We start from the raw sequence: 17,576 nt of genomic DNA on the forward strand, positions 1-17,576 counted from the left end.
GTATAACAAGATTTGAAAAGATACAGGATAAGCTAGATTCTCTAGAAATAAGGAAAAATTCGGAAAGGTTCTCTACCAGCAAATTTAAGGAAAGATTTAAGGAGTTTGTTGAGAGAAAAATTAGGGAGTTTTATGGATAGAGTTGCAATTTGACTTTGGTGTAAACGATGCCTTAGATTTCTTAATTAAGAGTAAAGGCATTTAGTTATGAGTAAGATATTTTCTGTGATAATACCTACTCTAAATTCTCAATCAACTTTGGAGATATGCTTATCTTCTGTGATTAGTCAGACTATTGGTAGAGAAAACATAGAAATACTAGTGGTTGATGGTGGATCTACTGACAAAACTGTCGAAATAGCTAAAGAGTATGGAGCGATTGTGTTAGACAATGAACTCTTCCAGCAAGAATACGCAAAGCATATAGGTATTCAGAAATCAACAGGTAAGTACTTGGTTTTTTTGGACTCTGATGAAGTTATATGCAGTGCTAGGACCTTTGAGGAGAGGTTAAATTTCTTTGAGAAGTATAAAAATTTGAAAATGATCTTGTCGGGAGGATATATCACGCCAGATAATTTCAATCCTATTAATTGTTACATAAACCTCCTCGGTGATCCTTTCTCTTCGTATGTTTATCAACTGAAGAATTACAAATCTTTTGTGGAACTTGTTGAAAACCGATATAGTGGTTTGGTAGATGGTGATCTGATAATTCTTGACAAAACTAAGCTTTCGAAAGACAATTCGCTATTGATAGATCTGAATGCTTCTAACTGTGTTGAGAAGGATTCATTGGTTGAACTGCTGAAGGGACAGTTGCAAGATTACACGTTTGTGCCTAAGGTGTTCTATCTTTATTCTAAGTCAGCTTACAGTATAGGAGTCGTAAGGAGTCAGTATGTGATACACTATTCATCGGCAACTCTTGGTAGATATCTGTCAAAACTGAGATGGAAGGTTATGGTTAATGTTCACTACAAAGAAATACCAGGAACTGGTTTCTCAAATAGAGAAGAGTTTTTATCGGGCTTAAGAAAGCTAAGGAAGATATTATTTTTGCCATATTCGTTTTCAGTTTTAGCTCCGTTAATTGATGGTATATTACTCTCTATGAAACATAGAAAGTTTGTATTTCTTTTGCATCCATTTTTAACCTTATATACCGCAATAATGATAGTTTATCATATGATTTTGAAGTTACTTGGTATAAGACCGAAGATGATACCTTATGGAAAGTCTGCATCTAAGTTTATGAAATAAAGTACTTGAACTTTATTAAAAAAGGTTACTCTCAGTTGTAATTGGATTTTGTTGTAATTTGTGGGTATAATTTTACATTAGAAGCAGTAGTTTGAGATAATAATACTTGATTATTAGTGGGACTTGACCTCAGGTAGATTGGTTTTTTAGGGAGGTTTAGTATGAGAAGGTATGTTTTGATGGTTGTGCTCATTTTGCTTTTGCCGGCTTTTGCAATGCCGGAGATTTTTAAGGATATAAGAACCAAAGAAGATGCAAAAAGCTTATATGAGCATTACAAGGAGGCTTTTGCAAAGGATAAAAACTACGAGAATGCGTGGAAACTTTGTGCTTTTGCTAGGTTTTATGGGTTTTATTTTGTAAAAGATAAAAGATCCAGAGAGGCAATATTTGAAGAAGCTAAAAATGCTGGTGAATATGCGGTAAAGGTTAATCCTGATGGAGTTGAGGGGAACTATTTTCTTGGTGTAGCTTATGGATCATGGGCTGAAGAAAGGGGTGTGATGAATAGCTTAGCTCTTGCGGGTCCTATAGTTGACCTTATGACAAAGGTTATAAAGAAGAACCCTTCTTTTAGAGATGGTGCAGGTTACATAGTTAGAGGCAGAGTATATGCGAAAGCACCTGGTTGGCCTATAAGTATAGGAGATGCGGATAAGGCAGTGAAGGATTTTGAGATGGCTATAAAATACCCAAATAGGACAGCATACAGGTATTACTCTGAGTTTCTAATAAGCAAGGGTGAATATAGGAAAGCAAGAGAGCTTATTGAAAAAGGGCTTTCGCTTCCTCCTTCCAATGAGTCCGTTGTTGATGAGTATGAAGTGAAACTCTTGAAAGAGCTGTTAGAGAAAGTTAAAGCTGAAAAGTAGTGCTTCAGCTTGTTTGTTGAATTTCTGCTAGAAGGTTGTTTCCACTGGTTCTCGGGAAGTAAAGGCTATAATTTTTATAGGAATTGTAATATTTGTGGAAACGAAGTTATGGAATCAATTAAAAAGTTTAGAAGGAGGAATATATGAAAAGATTGATTTTTGCTCTGTCTGTGATTGTCTTAGCTGTAGGAGGTGGAGAAGCTTGCTTTGATACATACTTGTTTCTTAACAAATATTCTATGGTTTACCCAAAAGGTAAATTCGTAAGTGATGTTCTTCTTGAGTATTCTGGAAACAGTGTGGTTTTACCAGAAAACGATACCTTCTTTGCTAATCTTAACTTTTTTTATGGTATTACTGATGGTTTATCTTTGCAACTGGGGATTGCAAGTAAGGAGATTACGAGAACTGAGGTATTGGAAGTGGAGGGTTTTGGAATAAGGCTTGTCTATAATCTCCTGTCACAGGTTTTACCTTTTGCTGACAGGTTTACAGTTGATGTTATTTTGGAGCATCATCAAGCTATATTTGGTAGAGATATGACATTTGAGTTTTCGGTGCCTGGAATATTTTATGTTGGATCTGTGGTTGGTGTTGTTCATCCTGTTTTCACACTTGCGGATCTTGAGAAAGAGGTGATAGAGTATAGTCTTGGTGGGCATGTTGGTTTGTTTTATCTCATAGGAAATAGTGCTTTAGTTGGTTTAGGTGCCGAGTATCAAAGTGCTCAGAATGGCTCAACATTTGGTTCTAGGCTCATTGAGGGAGAAGCTGGGGTGAGTGTATTTTTTGGTGCAAAGCTGGGAGATAATTTCTATTTGCAGAATGAGTTTGCTAAAGGTATTGCAAATGCTAGAGACTTTGGAATAGCTTTCACTCTAAAGGTTATTCCTTGGTAGTTTTCTATTGCTCTAAGTAGAATTTTTTGCAAGTGGTTTCAGGGGGCTTTAGGGTAAAAAGTCCCTTCTTCCGAAAATTAAGGGTGTTGGTTAGTAGAAGGTTAATAGGTTACATAGTTGTTTTTTTGCTACTTTTTCTCGGTTCTTACTGTGACTTGTTTGCCCAAATTTCTATTGCTTCAAAGTATGTTGAGGTTGTGATGGATAATTCAAGTGGTAGGTTTTATGTAGCAACTCTTTTAGGTGATCCTGATAATCCGAATGATGATAGGAAGAGAATGTTGTTTGAGAAAATGCCTCCTACTACTTATCCGAGTTTGATGGTTGATGAGGAAGGGTTTGCAGTAGGAACTGATGATGGGTATTTTGAAAATAGGCCAGGTATTTCAAAAAACAAGCTTGTGTGGACATGGAGGCCTAAGAAATTTGACAAAATCAAGATGTTGCAGGTGATAGAGATAGTAACAAATCCGTTCACTCTAAGGGACGATATGGTTAGGGTAAGTTATGTAATAGTTAACGAAGATAAGAGGGAACATAAAATTTCCGTAAGACTGTTACTTGATACTATTTTAGGGGAAGGTGATGAAGCTCCATTTTTTGTGCCATTTTTTGGAAAGATTGACAGAGAGACAGTATTTTACGAGGGGAATATGCCGTATATCTGGTATTCTTTTGATTCTATTAAAAACCCAAAAGTTAGAACTATGGGAATAGTTAGTGGCATAGAGGGTGTTTCTACTCCTGCAATGTTAGTTTTTGCAAATTGGCGTAAATTGGATAGGGATAAGTGGTTTTATGTGCCGGAAGTAGGGGCGAGTTTTGGAGGTGGGCTCTTTGGCGGAAGAGATAGTGCAGTTGCAGTGTATTTCAAAGAGGCAAAGCTTAAACCTCAGGAGTTAACACTTTACTCAACTATGTATGGGATCTATGGAGATACTCTTAGAAAGTTTGATAATTTCTCTGTGTCTCTTACTACTCCGGAGGTTGTTAAGAGCTTTCCTTTCACAGCATCAGTAACTATTGAGAATACACTTGGGGTTGACATAAGAGATTTACTAGTCAGAATAGATATTAACACTAACCACTTTTACATCACTAACTTGAATTATGTTTCATTGAGTAATCTAAAGATAGGAGATTCTGTGGCTTTTTCTTGGAGTATATTTCCTCAGACGGGTTTAGCTGAGGGAGAATATGAGGTTAAGGCAAAAATTTCAGGAGTTGCAGTGTCTACGAATTTTGAGGGAGAGGTATTTAGAAAGTTCAGGGTTTCTTTTGAAACGAAGGAACAAAGGGTTGAGCTTAAGGAGTTAGGTGTAAAACAGACGGAAGTTGTTACAAATTTTGGCACAACAAATGTTCTTACTATCACCAATTACTACACCAACTTCTTTACAAATTTCTTTACTAATGTCACTTACATTACAAACTTATCCGAGTATGTGCCTGTTGATGAAGTTAGTAGGCTTAGAGGGATTATAGAGAAGTTGAACAGAGAGATTGACTACCTTTTATCCACCTACCATCTAACAAGGACTCCTGAGGAGAGAGCATTAGTGAAGGAGAAAGTTAACCTTATAAGGGCGCAGATTGAGGTAGAGAAAGAAAAGTTGAGACTCTTGACGAAACCTTAGGATTTTTGTATATTTTCTTGTATATATTATATAGAGTTATTTTTCTCACTAACTTATGTTTTCTGCTAGTGGAAAGTCCTTCGCAGGGAGTACTTTGGGTTCTCTGTTTATACATAGGAGTGAAAATCTGGTAAATTTTTACAATTTGGACTTAGTTGTGGATTTTTGCAAGTTTTTATATTTTTAGTTTCTAGGAGGTTTTATGGGTTACAAGGCTAAAAGGAAAGAGAATGAATTTGGTGAAGAGTTAGAAGGATTTCATTTTGTTGAAGAATCAGAGTGTGGGGATGCTATTGGTGAGTTAGATAGTATTGATAGTGACTCTGAAGAGCAGGATGATGTTGATGAGGGTTTGTATGGTGAGGATGAGGGTGAGATTTCTGAGGATGATGTGGAGGAGGTAAGTCACTCTGAAGTTGGGAATCAGGGTGAGGAAGAGGAAGAGGATGTTGATATAGAGAAAGAGATAATGAGTATTCCTGCTGTTAAGAAAGTTATTTCCATCGCATCAATTAGGGGTAGGATTTCTTATGATGAGATCAACGATTTACTGCCGGAAGAGTTTGATCCCGAGAAGATAGAATACTTGTTCATGATTCTTCAGAAGATGGGTATTGAAATAATTGAGGAAGTTAAGCAAGATGAAGATATTGACACTAAGCTTATAAATCTTGATGGATTCCCTGCAAATGATAATCCTCTGAGGATCTATATGAAGAAGATAAGTCATAGGCTTTTAACTCACGAGGAGGAGATAGAACTTACTAAGCAGATGGAGGAGGGTAATCAGGAGATATATAGGGTTGCTAACGAATCTGGGGTTATAATATTTGAGGTAAAGAGAGCTCTGGATAGGGCGAAGGAGAGTAGGAGTAAGTTGTATGAGGTTTTGTCGCTTCCCAGAATTTACAGCTTCTCACCAAAGGATAGGAAAGCCCTTTCTGACAGAATAAAGAATCTTAGAGAAGTAGTAACTTGGGGGTTAAAGAAGATAAAGACGATCCATGATCAATATTCTATGGATGTAGTACCGGTAGATGAGGTTAATGAAGTTAGGAAAGTGCTACTTGATGAGATACGAGACCTTAACCTGAATATGGAACTTATAAAGAGAAGTGCAGATAGGATAGTAGACTTGTATAATGAGATGAAATCCAACCTTAAGATTCTTAGTGACATAGAGCTTAAATATGGTAAGTCTGTGGATGAGATAGAACAGATGGAGGATCTTAAGTATATGGATGACTATTTCCTTTATGAGGCTGAACTTACAGATGATGACCTTATAACCGATATAGCTAGGATAAAGAGAGCTAAGCTTGCTATCAATAAAATCAAGAGACAATTGAATATAACCGATCTCTCTCTATTGGAAGATTGGTATAGGAGGGTAGTTGAGGCTAGAAACAAGATAGAGGTTGCTAAACATAAGCTGATAGAAGCAAATCTTAGGTTGGTTATCTCTATTGCTAAGAAGTATGTTAATAAGGGGCTTTCTCTTTTTGACTTGATCCAGGAAGGTAATATAGGTTTGATGAAGGCTGTTGAAAAATTTGAATACAAGAAGGGATTTAAGTTTTCCACTTATGCTACTTGGTGGATAAAGCAGGCCATAACTAGGTCTATTTCTGAACAATCCAGGACTATTAGGATTCCAATACATCTTATAGAGTATGTAAATGAGATAAAGAAGACAGAGAGGGAGCTGATGGAGGAATTGGGTAGACAACCATTGATGCATGAAATAGCTGAGAGGATGGGAATATCTGAAGCTAGGATTGCTCAAATTCTTAACTCTATGAAGGATCCGATTTCACTTGACAGTCCTACTACAAGAAATGATGATGCAAGTGTTGGGGATTTCATTGAGGATGTTAAATCTGTTAATCCTTATACTAAGACGATGAATAATCTCCTTTCAGAGGTTATAGAACAGGTGCTTTCTACGCTACCTAAGAGGGAACAGAAAGTTCTTAAAATGAGGTTTGGGCTTGAGGATGGATATGTCCATACTCTTGAGGAAGTAGGCTATATATTCAAGGTAACTCGTGAAAGGATAAGGCAGATTGAGACGAAAGCTCTGAGGAAACTGAAAAGTCCTGAGATAAGGAACATGCTTAAGGAATACTTTGATATGTAGTAAAGTTAGGATATGAAGGCGTTAATACAGGGGGTTATTGGCTTTTGGGAGCAAGATAAGGTAAAGACTATAACCTACTTAGTAATATTACTCATTATGTTTATTCCAATAGTGCACTATGCTCTTACGGGTGGTGCGACTTCGTATTATCTTGATGTTGCTATAAGAGTGGGGGTTTATCTTCTTCTGGCGCTTGGGTTAAACTTGGTGATAGGGTATACTGGGTTGTTAGATCTTGGATTCATTGGAGTTTTTGGAGTTGCTTGTTATACCACTGCTATACTCAATACAAGCGGAGTTCCTTTCTTGTTATCTGCGACTTTTGCAATTCTTGCGGTTTTGATCTTCAGGCTACTGATAGGACTGCCAGTAATAAGACTTAGAGGAGATTACTTAGCAATAGCTACTCTTGGTTTTGGTGAAATAGTTAGGCTAGTTGCTAACAATTGGGATGCATTGACGAACGGTCCTAGAGGCCTACCAAGAGTAGGGCAAACTATTGAGAGTATTAACTTGGTAGTGTATTCTCTCAAATCTAGTCTGGAAGTATACATATTTACACTGATTATGATAGGATTAGGTATCCTAGTGTCATACAGAATTGAGAACTCTAAAATTGGTAGAGCTTTGGTTGCTATAAGGGAGGATGAGATAGCCTCTGCTCTTATGGGTGTTAATGTTGCTAAGTTAAAACTATTTATTTTCGTGATAAGTGGCATCTTTGGAGCAGTTGCTGGGATAATCTATACTCACAAGGTTGGGTATATTACACCAAATTTAATACAGTTTTGGGATTCTATACTGCTTGTAGCTATAGTGGTTATTGGTGGCATTGGTAGTATTCCTGGGGTTGTGGTTGGCGCTATTCTTTTTTACGGTGTTCCCGAGCTACTTAGGGATGTTCTAGGCTCGCAACTTACAGAGTATAGAATGTTGGTATTTGGGCTTCTTATGCTGATTATGGTTATCTTCAGACCTCAGGGAATTATACCTTCTGAGAGAAGAAAGATAGAGTTAAAGCCTGAAGATGCAAAAATCAGAGAGGAGGAGGATCAGTCTCTGTTTGATTTAGAGAGAAAGTAAGCTTAAGATGTAGCTAGGGATATTACAAGTTTAGTAATATCTATAAGGTCCTTTATGAGTATGAACTCTTCGGTAGAATGTGGGTTCCTCATGCCACAAGATATATTCAGAGTCTCCAGATTTTTTGCGTTTAGGATATTGGCATCGCTACCGCCCTTTGTTACAGTTAAGACGGGTTTTATGCCAATCTTATAGCAGGTGTCAACGAACCTCTTAACAGAAGGAGAGTGTTCGGGAATATCGTAGCCTTCATATAGTTTCTCTGTTTCTATCTTTACTTCGCCACCAAATTTCTTCTTAGCTTCCAAGGATATTTCCTTTATTCTGTCAAGTTCTTTCTCTATTTTACTTTGCTTAAAACTTCTTACCTCTCCCTCAAATACTGTGTACTCTGGAACAATATTTGTGGCTTTACCGCCCTTTATCTCACCTATGTTGATCACAGTATCTTCGTCTAGAGAGCCTGAAGGTAATCTGTCAATAATGTACGCGGACATCTTTATGGAGTTTATTCCTTTTTCAGGTTCTATACCAGCGTGTGAGGATTTGCCAATACATTCCACTTTGAACCTATAGTGTATTACGCCTTTAGTTATTGCTGTTCCTACATCGCCGTGTGAGTCTAAGCAGTAGCCATATTTAGCTTTTATTACCGACGTATCAAGATGTCTCGCACCAATTAGTCCTATCTCTTCACCTGAAGTTATTATCAGGTATATATCTCCGAACTTAGCATGAGCTTCTTCCTTAATATGGTATAATAATTCCAGCATTGCTGTTATTCCAGCTTTATCGTCTGCTCCCAAGATTGTTTTACCGTCAGATTTTATTATTCCATTCTCCTCGTCAACTATTGGATTTATGTCTTTACTAGGTTCTACTGTATCCGCATGAGCACAGAAGAATATAGCATCTCTGCTTTTGTCATTACCTTCCACAAATGCTATCATGTTCTTTACCTTTCCATTGATCTGAATCTCGGATACTACTCCTAGCTCTCTGAATTTCTTTGAGAGATACTCAAAAACGAAATCTTCCATAAGTGAAGGACTATATATCTTTATTAGTTCTATGAAGTTGTTTAGGATTCTTCTTGTGTCCATATTGAAAAATATTATGGATTTTCATTCGTTTTGATTTCAAGCAATTGCTTAGAGGATCAATAAATTCCAATTTGAGTGATCAGAATTCTAAACTTTTCGTTTACTTATTTCCCTCGGTTCTAGACAGCGTTCGTTCAATTACGAAACTTCACTTCATACTAAGTCTCTTGGAAGATACTTACCCAGTCCCGTCAGGGACTGCGAGAGAAATAAAAGAGAAACTATCCTAATTGTTAAATTTTGGACTTTGTTGTTAGGGAATTTGGAAGTAGGTATCAAAATTGATTTCCAACAGATCCTTTATTATAATTTTATTTTGTGAAAGGTGGGGTATTTAGTATCACTTTTAACATAATTCTGGGTTTGGTTGTCTTGCTCTTCAGTAATGTAGATGTTTTCGGGTTTGGTAAGAACAAGGTTAATCATCAGATCCATGACTGGTATATTTACGATCTGGGGAACTATAAGTTGTTTATAGATATTACTCAGACTAATCTTTCAAAGCTTCTTATGAGGGCTGTGAAAGATGCTGATGAAGAACTAAGGGGTTTAACATTGAAGGATCTTAATGAGGTATTTCCGGTTATAATTTTCCCTAACCAGATTGATTTCCAAGCGAATAATATATCTGATAATTTCATAGACGAGGGGATTGGCGGGTTTACTGAAGGTTTGAAGAATAGAGTTGTTATACCACTAAATGGCAACTGGGGGTTTTTTAGGAGGATTCTCAAGCATGAGATGGTGCATGCCTATCAGTTTGATTCGCTGAAGTCACCGCAATTTAGGAGATTTCTGAGAAACTTTGATGTTTCAATACCATTGTGGTTCATTGAAGGTATGGCGGAGTATTATTCTGCTGACTGGGATTTTTCTTCCGAAGAGATTATTAGAGATGTGACGATAAACAACATGATAGTTCCCCTAAGCAGGCTCTCGGATATAAATAAGCTCTCTCCGAAAGAGTATTACCTTGTGTATAAACAAGGACAAGCTTTTTTGAAGTATGTTGGAGATAGGTTTGGAAAACCAGTAGTTTACAAAATTTTCAAGGCTTATTTGACAGGTTCTAAAGATCCATTCAAGGCTGAAACTGGAATTGAACTAAAAGATATTGAGAAATCTTTTGTCTATGAGACTAGAAAAAAATACCTATCTTTGCTTTCTTCTTATGACGAAGTTAGCAGGTTCGCAAGATCAATTACCTCTGAGGCTTATGGTGAAGAAACTTATAGTAAATTTATTCCTACCTTTGTCTCCACGAATCTTGTTGCCTTCTTGACATACAAGGATATATATCCAAAGGTGGTTCTTTACGATATTAATCAAAGGAAGGTGGTTAAGACTTTAGTCATAGGAGGGTTTAATGAAAACTATCTTGAATTTCACATAAGCAGGAATAATATTTCTGCATCTACTAATGGTGTTGTGGTTTTTGTGTCTAAATCTGGTGGTAAGGATGCTATAAACGTATATTATCTCTCCAATAACACTACTTTTCAGATAGGGTTTGATGGGATAAGGATAATATCTTCGCCAGATGTTTCTGTAGATGGGAAGCTTGTGACTTTTTCGGGATTTGATGGAAATAAGGAAGATATATATCTATACAACCTTGATACAAGGGAGCTGAGAAGACTGACAGATGATCTATTCTATGATTCTGAGCCTAGGATCTCAAGTGACGGCAAGTATATATACTTTGTTACGTCAAGAAATAAGTCAAGTATATTCTCACAAGATACTGATATCTACAGAATTGAGGTAGATACGGGTAAGATGGAGAAGTTTATAGACATAGGAGGTGAGGAGCAGAATCCTTTTCTCTCAGTTGACGGCAAATATTTAGTTTTTGTTTCAACTATTGATGGAGTTAGAAATATATTTGTTTACAGCTTTGAGGAGCTAAGTATAAGAAGGTTTTCTAAGATTGTGACTGGTGCATTTTCTCCTAAGTTAGATATTTCTTCAACAAAGATAATCTTCTCTTCGGTTGATAATCTTACTTATAACTTGTATGAGAAAGAGTTTAGTATGTCTAACTTAGGTGGTGAGATTATAACTAATCATCTGGAAATTTCTCAGTCAGATCTGAGCAACTTTAGCTTTGAGAGTTCAAGGATAGTGGAAATAGACTATAGGGAGGCTTCAAGGTATTTTATCATTCCTACTGTTGACTATATAACTGGGGCTTTAACTTTGAGTTCGGACCTAGGCTTTATACTGCTTTTGGGGCTTAGCTTTAGTGACCTTTTAGGTGATCAGAGATTGTCTTTTATGTTTAACAACACTTATGTTGGGGGGTTTGAAACATTCAGTTTTACTGAGATGAACTACCTTTTATCCTATGCCAATTACAAATATTATTTTGACTTCGGTTTTGAGGTTTATAATCTTAGAAACTACCTATTTTCCCTTATGAACTTTTTCTATTTGCCTTCTGTGTTTTACGAAGTTGAGCATAACTACTACTCAAAAGCGGGTATTTTTGGGTTTGTGTCGTATCCGTTTTCTACATTTTCTAGAGCTGACTTAATTTTGGAAAGAGCAGAGTATTTTGGTATTCCTGAGTTTGATTATGGTTTATTTAGGTATCATTCAAGGAAGCTATATTCTCTTAACGAGATCTCACTACTCTATTCTTATGATTCTACGTTGTGGACAGTTGTTGGCCCAGTTAATGGAATAAGGGCTCAAGTTAAATTCTCCTACTATCCATTTCTGGTAGAAGGTGATAGAAGCTTTTTTTCCTTTGTGGGTGATTTTAGAAGCTACTTTATGATCACTCTTGTTGACACATTAGCGTTTAGGATTGTTGGAGGAGGTAAGGTTGGGCAGTCTGCTAAGGATATGGAATTCTATCTTGGTGGGGTGGGCACTATAAGGGGTTATGAGTTTGGAGAGTTTAGAACTACTTCTTTTCTTCTCTCAAACCTTGAGCTAAGAATAGCTTTAATAAGGGCATTGTATGGGCCTTTTGGTTTTTCCTTTCCCCCAGTGTTTGCGAGTGTGTTTGTGGATGCGGGAATTATTGGAGATGATCCTCTGAAGTGGCAATTAACATATTTTGATGAAAAGGAAGGGTTGTTCAAGCTCAGGGATCTCAAGGTTGGTGTTGGTATTGGGATAAGCGTTCTTCTAGGTGTGGGTTTTAAACTGAAGTTTGATTTTGCTTCTCCGTTTGATGGAAGAAGACTTTTGGATTATCAGAATTGGAAAACTTATTTTCAGATAGGGTATGAGTTTTGAGGAAGTTGCGGTATTTGGAAGTAAGCTGAAGGTTTCAATGAACCTTCCAATTTCCCTATAGCTCCTATTTGGTAACTGTGGGTCTTATTGGTGGAGAGATAAGAAGCTTGGAAAGCAAATGAGTATAAAGAATGATATTTTGGATACTTTCTCGGGAGGGTGACCAAACCTCGGATTTGAATGGTAGGGTTTTATGTGTTTAAAATTTAGCGAAGGAGTGGTTTATGTATGTGGGTGTTGATCTAGGGGGAACGAATATAAAGGCTGGGCTTGTTGATGATGATGGTAAGATAATATCAAGTCTCATGATTCCGACTGAGGCAAATTTAGGGTGGGAGAGAGTTATAGCAAACATTAAGAAAGTTATAGCAAATTTGCTTAAGGATGGTCAAGTAAACGCGATTGGTGTAGGAGTACCAGGTCCTGTTGATTTCAAGAAAGGATTGATAAGAGAAATGCCTGCTATTCCTGGTGCTAAGAATATAAGTGTTGCTGATGAATTGAAGAAAGAGTTTGGTAAACCTGTCTTTGTGGACAATGATGCTAATAATTTTGCTCTGGGAGAGGTAGTTTTTGGAGTTGCAAAGGGTAGAAGATTTGTTGTAGGAGTAACATTAGGCACAGGAATTGGGGGAGGAATTGTCATTGATGGTAAACTATACAGGGGTGTGAAAAACTACGCTGGTGAGGTAGGGCATATGACTGTTGTTCCAAATGGACTGCAGTGTAACTGTGGAAAGTTTGGTTGTTGGGAAGCGTATGGGTCCGCAACTGCACTCATAAGAAACGCTCTTTCTTACAAAAAAAGAGATATTGTCACTAGGCTGAGAGAGTTCCCAGATGATAAGATAGATGCAAAAACGATTTTTGAACTAGCAAAGGATGGAGATGAGTTTTGTAACTTTTTGGTTCAAAATATGTTTTTCTACTTAGGGCTTGGGATAGCGTCATTGGTTAATGTGCTAAACCCTGAGATGGTGGTGATAGGAGGTGGGGTTTCGTTGGCTGGAAACTTTCTTATAGAGCCTGTTAGGAAGATAGCCTTTGATAATATTATGCCACCTTTGAGGGAGGAGCTGGAAATAGTTCTGTCAAAATTTGGGGGTAATGCTGGTATGTTAGGTGCTGCAGGGCTTGCTAAAATTGAGTTTGAAGGTTTAAAGAGCTAACTCTTTTAAAAAGATACCGTGAAATACAATATTAGCTCCTCCTACCAAGTAGATGTTATTGTCATCTCCTAGTTCTACTATAAGGTTACCACCTAGTAGGTGGACCTTTATCTTCTTACTGGTCACAAGTTTGTTTGTGAATGCTACTGCCGCTGAAGCACAAGCTCCAGTGCCACAAGCCATTGTCTCTCCGCTACCTCTTTCCCATACTCTCATGGCTATTTCATCGTTACTTACGATTCTGACAAACTCTACATTGGTCCTATTTGGAAACAGAGGGTGTTTTTCTATCCTAGGGCCTATTTCCTCTAGGTTGAGATCTGAAAGATTTTCTGTGAATATTACGCAGTGTGGATTTCCCATGGAAACAAGGTTTATTTTGAATTTGTCAAAACCAAAGTCAAACTCTTCGTCTATTATTTTATCTCTGGGAAGAAGGGAGGTGTTGATAGGTATGCTTACAGAGTTGAAAATTGGTGTTCCCATATCAACTTTAAAGAGAAATTCTTCTCCATCTATAACTTCAACTGTCTTAACTCCAGCTTTGGTGAGAACTTTTATAACATTCTTTTTCTGGATATTTTCGTAAAAGTATCTAGCAACTTGCCTTATACCGTTACCACACATCTCTGCTTCACTTCCATCTGCATTAAATATTCTCATCTCACAGTCGTATTCGTCGTTTGGTATTATTAGTATAACACCGTCACCACCTATACCAAAATTCCTGTTGGACAACACTGGGCTAAGTTTGTTCATCTTCCCAACGAAGAGCTCATACTCTCTATGTTTGAAGAGGTCAAGTAGAATGTAATCGTTTCCTAATGCTTCCGCTTTTGAAAACTCTATCATGGCTTACCTCCTTTTATTGATTGAAGTGTTTGTTAGTGTTACTACTTAGTTTAGTTTCAGCTAACATAGCGATTTATAAGTTCTCCTACTGGTTTCAGTAGGTATCTCTGTCTGCTGGATTTAGTTTGTCTTCTATGATCTCAAACTCCTTTTCAGAAAGAGGTTGGGCTCTGAGAGTGTGGGTTTTGGAAAGTTTTGCATGATCTTCATATATTTTAAACAAGTCCTCTTTGTGGGGCCTTACTTTTGCTAAAGGACATTTGACATATTCTTTGTATTCCTCGTCGCAGTAACCAAGTCTGTATTCACCGCATTTAGGCTGTAAGAGTTTACCTAGTTCTGGAATAACTTTCATTACCTCACTTCTCATCTTTGCTAAGAGTTGTCTAATTTCCCATTGAGCTCTTGTGCAAAGTCTTAGGTCTGCTATATGTTGTAGTTCTCTGAAGTTGACGAGTATGTGGAAGTTAGTTGGTGTGGCGTTGGGTAGGACAAATCTTGCATCCTCTGCTGGAATACCTTTACTAATGGCAAGCTGATAGAAATCACTTATTTCTTTCATAAGGTTTTGATATTTCTCATAAAGTTCAGGATTTGAGGCTATTGTTGATGGTGTTATAAACTCTAATCTGTCTTCTTTGTATTTGACGTATCGCTGAGATTGTTGTTCAAAACTTATGCCAATGTGGTGCCTTACAAGCTGATGTGAACAACTTCTTGATATTCCAGCAACTGCGAACCAGAATACTATTTGCTCAAGTGGTGAATAGTGTCCTGTTTTCAGCCTTTCGTTGACAAAGGAGGCTATCTTCTCCTTAGGTATTGCGTTTGATGTAACTTCCTCCCATATTTCAATAGGAGTCTTTGAGGAGTAACATGTTCTAAACGCTACATATAGCTTTTCAAGAGGGTAGGAGGAATAGTCTATTAGTTTTACTTCCATTACATTCCTCCGATGTTTTTTAATTCTAGGCAGATTTAGCTTTTGATCTTGGTTCTTCTTTGTGGAAGACGATCTTTGGATTTTTCCTTTTCAGTACAACATCTGCGTCTACTACGCATTCTTTTACTCCCTGCATTGAAGGGATTTCAAACATTATGTTTAGCATAATGTCTTCTATTATGCTTCTTAGTCCTCTGGCTCCTGTTTTTCTCTCTTTTGCGAGCTTTACGATTTCGTCTAGAGCTTCGTTTGTGAATACTAGATCTACTCCTTCGTACTCAAATAGTTTCTGGTATTGCTTTATTATTGCGTTCTTAGGTTCGGTTAGTATTCTTCTAAGTTCTTCATCGGTTAATTCATCAAATACTGCTACTATGGGGGTTCTGCCGATAAATTCTGGAATCATACCAAACTTCACGAGATCCTCTGGTAGAACGTGTCTTAGGACATTTTCTTTTCGGACTTTTTCGGTTTTACCCTCATTGACGAATCCTATCTTGTTTCTACCTAGCCTTCTCATTATTATATCCTCAAGCCCTATGAATGCTCCTCCTACTATGAAGAGTATGTTTCTAGTATCAACGTATATTACTTTTTGGTTGGGGTGTTTTCTACCACCTTGTGGGGGGACTGATGCTATAGTTCCCTCCATTAGCTTAAGTAGTGCCTGCTGGACTCCTTCTCCTGAGACATCTCTTGTGATTGATGGACTCTCGCTTTTTCTCGCTATTTTATCAATCTCGTCTATATACACAATTCCCATCTGTGCTTTTTCTATCGCCTCATCGGTAATTTCACCGTTACCAGCGTTTAAAATAAGTCTTAAAAGCACGTTTTCTACATCATCTCCTACATATCCAGCTTCAGTGAGTGTTGTAGCATCAGCAATTGCAAAGGGAACATCAAGGATCTTTGCTAAAATCTTAGCCATGTATGTTTTACCACTGCCCGTAGGGCCTATCATCATTATATTGCTTTTCTCTATCTCTACCTCACCACTAAAGCCTATTTCTTCGGAGATTAGCCTTTTGTAGTGATTATACACTGCAACTGAGAGTATTTTTTTCGCATGTTCCTGTCCTATCACATACTGGTCAAGAATCTTCTTTATCTCAATGGGTTTGAGAAGCCTTTTTATAACCTTTGATGGAGTGACTGCCTTGTTTTCATTCTCTATTATGAAGTTGCATACTCTTATGCATTCTTCGCATATATTTGCATTGTCACCTTTTATTATTCTCAACATATCTGAGGTTTTGCCACAGAATGAACAGGTTAGTGTTTCTTTTTTGGAACTTTTACTCATAAACTCTCTCCTTTTTCAATAATTATAACTAAGACTGATATGTAATTCAAATATAGGTTCTCTTTTGTTTTTTCTTGACAACAATGTGGCTTTTCTGTATTATTTATATTGAGTAGGGTAGAGGTATTAAGTATGATTAATAGGTACCTTTTCTCTTTAGGAACTGTGGATGGGTTTAATAGATCGCTTAGGCATTTTTATAAGACCAGTGGGGTGATGAATGCAATAAAATCAGGTAGAAATCCAGCGGATTCAATAAATGAGTATTTGGATAATGGTGAAATTGAGCCAATACAGATAATTCCAATATCCTATGCCTTGCTTGCTCAAAAGTTTGGCTATAGGTATAAATCTCACAATCTGTCTAGGGGAATAGATGACTTTGATAGTATTGTCAATACTGTTCTTTCGTGGGATAAGGTTGATATAGTTTTAATCTATCATAATCCTACTGTTGGGTGTATGGCTATAAATCCTAAGGTTAAAAGGCACTTTAGTAAGGTTGGCTTTCTAGTTAAGAATCAGCTTATTGTAGTTTACGTCAAGTGTATTTCCGACGATCCTAACAAAGTTGAGATAGAAGAAAATGCGATAAAGTTAATGATTGATCTTCTTGAGGGTAGGGATATAGGAGATGCGGATACTATTCTTAGGAGCAAGGATAGGAAAGTGAGAGCTGAGGAAGTAGTGACAAGTGAAGTTAAAGAAGAAATCAGTGATGAGTCATTTCAAGTTACCCCTAAATATGGTGTTGAGGTTACAAATGAGCTTTTCCACAATGGAAATGTGGAGGCTTGGAAAAATATAATAGAGTCTTACAATGTTAAATATCCACACCTTAAGGTTATGGTTTTTCATGGTGGTGAGCAAATCCATGACCTTAATGCGTTATTTAAGTGGGGTAAGGTCAAGCATGGGGATACAATATTTTTCTGTGTTGCTGGAAGGAACATAAAGGATGTAAGTAAGCTGAGAAAGTATCTCTTTGAGGGTGCTAGCAATAGATTTCATACCTTTTTGAAGAAGGATGTGAACAAACCACTTGAATTGTTCTAGGGGG

At 37.2% G+C, this 17,576-nt stretch carries 13 protein-coding genes; 9 read left to right on the forward strand and 4 right to left on the reverse strand.

The genetic code is table 11. The features are described 5' to 3' along the window. The first annotated feature begins 207 nt into the window (after positions 1 to 207). From ABDH28_00435 to ABDH28_00460, 6 genes are all read left to right on the forward strand, one after another. A complete protein-coding gene (locus ABDH28_00435) occupies positions 208 to 1,263 on the forward strand; it encodes a glycosyltransferase family 2 protein (GenBank protein ID MEN2997497.1) in 1,056 nt (351 codons plus the stop codon). Between the two features lie 161 nt (positions 1,264 to 1,424). Then, entirely contained in the window at positions 1,425 to 2,135 is a 711-nt protein-coding gene (locus tag ABDH28_00440; protein ID MEN2997498.1) for a TRAP transporter TatT component family protein, read from the forward strand. Positions 2,136 to 2,278: 143 nt separating this feature from the next. Continuing rightward, positions 2,279 to 3,034, forward strand: a complete 756-nt coding sequence (locus ABDH28_00445) for a hypothetical protein (GenBank protein ID MEN2997499.1) — start codon at positions 2,279 to 2,281, stop codon at positions 3,032 to 3,034. Between the two features lie 200 nt (positions 3,035 to 3,234). Continuing rightward, entirely contained in the window at positions 3,235 to 4,671 is a 1,437-nt protein-coding gene (locus ABDH28_00450; GenBank protein ID MEN2997500.1) for a hypothetical protein, read from the forward strand. Between the two features lie 202 nt (positions 4,672 to 4,873). Continuing rightward, positions 4,874 to 6,811, forward strand: a complete 1,938-nt coding sequence (locus tag ABDH28_00455) for a sigma-70 family RNA polymerase sigma factor (protein ID MEN2997501.1) — start codon at positions 4,874 to 4,876, stop codon at positions 6,809 to 6,811. Between the two features lie 12 nt (positions 6,812 to 6,823). Further along, positions 6,824 to 7,894, forward strand: a complete 1,071-nt coding sequence (locus ABDH28_00460; protein MEN2997502.1) for a branched-chain amino acid ABC transporter permease — start codon at positions 6,824 to 6,826, stop codon at positions 7,892 to 7,894. Positions 7,895 to 7,896: 2 nt separating this feature from the next. Here ABDH28_00460 and ABDH28_00465 read toward each other — a convergent pair whose 3' ends face one another. After that, on the reverse strand, positions 7,897 to 8,997 hold the full coding sequence (locus ABDH28_00465) for a M20/M25/M40 family metallo-hydrolase (protein MEN2997503.1): 1,101 nt from the start codon (positions 8,995 to 8,997) through the stop codon (positions 7,897 to 7,899). Positions 8,998 to 9,315: 318 nt separating this feature from the next. On the opposite strand from ABDH28_00465, the gene ABDH28_00470 reads away from it, so the two are divergent. Beyond that, complete coding sequence (locus ABDH28_00470) at positions 9,316 to 12,246, forward strand: hypothetical protein (GenBank protein MEN2997504.1); 2,931 nt, start codon at positions 9,316 to 9,318, stop codon at positions 12,244 to 12,246. Positions 12,247 to 12,470: 224 nt separating this feature from the next. Further along, positions 12,471 to 13,415, forward strand: a complete 945-nt coding sequence (locus tag ABDH28_00475) for an ROK family protein (protein MEN2997505.1) — start codon at positions 12,471 to 12,473, stop codon at positions 13,413 to 13,415. Here ABDH28_00475 and dapF read toward each other — a convergent pair. From dapF to clpX, 3 genes are all read right to left on the reverse strand, one after another. Further along, positions 13,404 to 14,267 (reverse strand): diaminopimelate epimerase, encoded by an 864-nt coding sequence (dapF, locus tag ABDH28_00480; GenBank protein ID MEN2997506.1) that lies wholly within the window; start codon positions 14,265 to 14,267, stop codon positions 13,404 to 13,406. The two genes, ABDH28_00475 and dapF, sit on opposite strands and share 12 nt — an antisense overlap. Positions 14,268 to 14,361: 94 nt before the next feature. Further along, the gene (thyX, locus tag ABDH28_00485; GenBank protein MEN2997507.1) at positions 14,362 to 15,210 is read right to left on the reverse strand and encodes an FAD-dependent thymidylate synthase; all 849 of its coding nucleotides are present in this window, start codon (positions 15,208 to 15,210) and stop codon (positions 14,362 to 14,364) included. Between the two features lie 25 nt (positions 15,211 to 15,235). Further along, positions 15,236 to 16,516 (reverse strand): ATP-dependent Clp protease ATP-binding subunit ClpX, encoded by a 1,281-nt coding sequence (gene clpX / locus ABDH28_00490; protein MEN2997508.1) that lies wholly within the window; start codon positions 16,514 to 16,516, stop codon positions 15,236 to 15,238. Between the two features lie 132 nt (positions 16,517 to 16,648). Here clpX and ABDH28_00495 point away from each other — a divergent pair, with 132 nt between their 5' ends. Then, complete coding sequence (locus ABDH28_00495; GenBank protein MEN2997509.1) at positions 16,649 to 17,572, forward strand: hypothetical protein; 924 nt, start codon at positions 16,649 to 16,651, stop codon at positions 17,570 to 17,572. Positions 17,573 to 17,576 lie beyond the last annotated feature (4 nt).

The organism is Brevinematia bacterium (assembly GCA_039630355.1).
Lineage (GTDB): Bacteria > Spirochaetota > Brevinematia > DTOW01 > DTOW01 > SKYB106.

Bases quoted from the DNA above. Each gene is read 5' to 3' on its own strand.
- ABDH28_00435 (MEN2997497.1), top strand. From the start codon at position 208: ATGAGTAAGATATTTTCTGTGATAATACCTACTCTAAATTCTCAATCA.
- ABDH28_00440 (MEN2997498.1), top strand. From the start codon at position 1,425: ATGAGAAGGTATGTTTTGATGGTTGTGCTCATTTTGCTTTTGCCGGCT.
- ABDH28_00445 (MEN2997499.1), top strand. From the start codon at position 2,279: ATGAAAAGATTGATTTTTGCTCTGTCTGTGATTGTCTTAGCTGTAGGA.
- ABDH28_00450 (MEN2997500.1), top strand. From the start codon at position 3,235: ATGGATAATTCAAGTGGTAGGTTTTATGTAGCAACTCTTTTAGGTGAT.
- ABDH28_00455 (MEN2997501.1), top strand. From the start codon at position 4,874: ATGGGTTACAAGGCTAAAAGGAAAGAGAATGAATTTGGTGAAGAGTTA.
- ABDH28_00460 (MEN2997502.1), top strand. From the start codon at position 6,824: ATGAAGGCGTTAATACAGGGGGTTATTGGCTTTTGGGAGCAAGATAAG.
- ABDH28_00465 (MEN2997503.1), bottom strand. From the start codon at position 8,997: ATGGACACAAGAAGAATCCTAAACAACTTCATAGAACTAATAAAGATA.
- ABDH28_00475 (MEN2997505.1), top strand. From the start codon at position 12,471: ATGTATGTGGGTGTTGATCTAGGGGGAACGAATATAAAGGCTGGGCTT.
- dapF (MEN2997506.1), bottom strand. From the start codon at position 14,267: ATGATAGAGTTTTCAAAAGCGGAAGCATTAGGAAACGATTACATTCTA.
- thyX (MEN2997507.1), bottom strand. From the start codon at position 15,210: ATGGAAGTAAAACTAATAGACTATTCCTCCTACCCTCTTGAAAAGCTA.
- clpX (MEN2997508.1), bottom strand. From the start codon at position 16,516: ATGAGTAAAAGTTCCAAAAAAGAAACACTAACCTGTTCATTCTGTGGC.
- ABDH28_00495 (MEN2997509.1), top strand. From the start codon at position 16,649: ATGATTAATAGGTACCTTTTCTCTTTAGGAACTGTGGATGGGTTTAAT.